Raw genomic sequence first — 1,556 nt, 5'->3', positions numbered from 1 at the left:
GCGCCGTCCTCGTCGAGCGGGAGCGACTCGCCGCCGAGGGAGTCGACCAGCCGCGCCCCGGCGGGGGTGTCGGGGAGCGTCAGGTCCGCCGTGCGCGGGTTCGACGCCAGATTATGCACCGCGACGGTCGTGCCGGTCGACGCGGACATCCGGTGCGCGAGCACGCTCGGCTCGTCGCAGGGGAGGTGCGTGTACTCGCCCCAGCCGATCTCCGGCGACCGCCGGTACAGCCAGGCGAGGCCCTTCACGTGGGCCAGGATCGAGTCCGGATCCTGGAGCTGCGCGGCCGCGTTCACGTGCTCGGGTCCGAAGCCGCCGCCGGGAGGGGCGGCGATCAGGTCGGAGGCGTCGGCGCGCGAGAACCCGCCGTTGGCAGCGCTGCTCCACTGCATCGGGGTCCGCACGGCGCTGCGGCCCGGGATGTCGGCGTTCTCGCCCATCCCGATCTCCTCGCCGTAGTAGAGCACCGGGGTCCCGGGCAGCGAGAAGACGAGGCTGTGGACCAGGCGGACGCGGCGCGGGTCGCCGTCGACCATCGGCGGGAGGCGGCGGACGATGCCGCGCCCGTGGATCCGCTGCGACTGCTCCGGAGCGAACGCCGCGAAGACCTCGTCGCGCTCGTCGTCGCTCAGCTGGTCGAGGGTGAGCTCGTCGTGGTTGCGCGCGAAGTTCGCCCACTGGCTGCCGACGGAGATCTCGGGGCGGCTCGCGAGCGCCTCGACGAGAGGCGCCGCCTCCTCCCGGGCCAGCGCGAGGTAGAGGCGCTGGTTGCCGATGAAGTCGAACTGCATCGACAGCTCGTCCGCGTCCTCGCCGCCGAAGAAGCCGAGCTGCTCCTCGCGGGTCACGTTGACCTCGCCCAGCAGCATCGCCTCGCCGGAGCGCCGCGAGACGAAGCGGCGCAGCAGGCGCAGCCACTCGTGCTCGTCGCGTTCGCCGGGCTCGATCAGGTACGGCACCGCGTCGACCCGGAAGCCGTCGACGCCCAGCTGCAGCCAGAATCCGATGAGCTTCGCGATCTCGTCGCGCACGGCCGGGTTCTCGGTGTTGAGGTCGGGCTGGTGCCGGTAGAAGTGGTGCAGGTAGTACTGGCCCGCCTCCTCGTCGCGGAACCAGACGCCGTCCTCCGCGTCCGGGAACACGTTCGCGGGCTGGTCGGCGGGCGGCTCGTCGCGCCAGACGTAGTAGTCGCGGTACGGGCTGTCGCGAGAGGAGCGGGCGGCCTGGAACCAGGGGTGCTGGTCCGAGGTGTGGTTGACGACGAGGTCGACGATCACACGCATCCCGCGGTCGTGGGCGGTCCGGATCACCTCGACGACGTCGCCGTGGTGCCCGAAGCGCTCGTCCACTCCGTAGAAGTCGCTGATGTCGTAGCCGTTGTCGCGGCCGGGGGACCGGTAGAACGGCGCGAGCCAGAGGCAGCTGACGCCGAGCTCGGCCAGGTAGTCGATCCGGTGGACGAGGCCCTCGAGGTCGCCGACGCCGTCGTCGTCCCAGTCCATGAACGTCTTCACGTCGAGGTTGTAGAAGACGGCGGTGCGCCACCACAGGTCGCT

At 71.4% G+C, this 1,556-nt stretch carries 1 protein-coding gene; it reads right to left on the bottom strand.

Going from position 1 to position 1,556, the window contains the following annotated elements; all coding sequences use genetic code 11:
- Positions 1-1,556: alpha-amylase family protein (locus C5C36_RS17195; RefSeq protein ID WP_104310115.1), on the bottom strand; the 1,556-nt coding region annotated here is incomplete at both ends.

The organism is Rathayibacter sp. AY1G1 (assembly GCF_002932095.1).
In the GTDB taxonomy this organism is placed as follows: Bacteria; Actinomycetota; Actinomycetes; order Actinomycetales; family Microbacteriaceae; genus Rathayibacter.
Note: the sequence above shows the minus strand (reverse complement) of the source record. Positions and strands in the feature narration are given on the sequence as shown.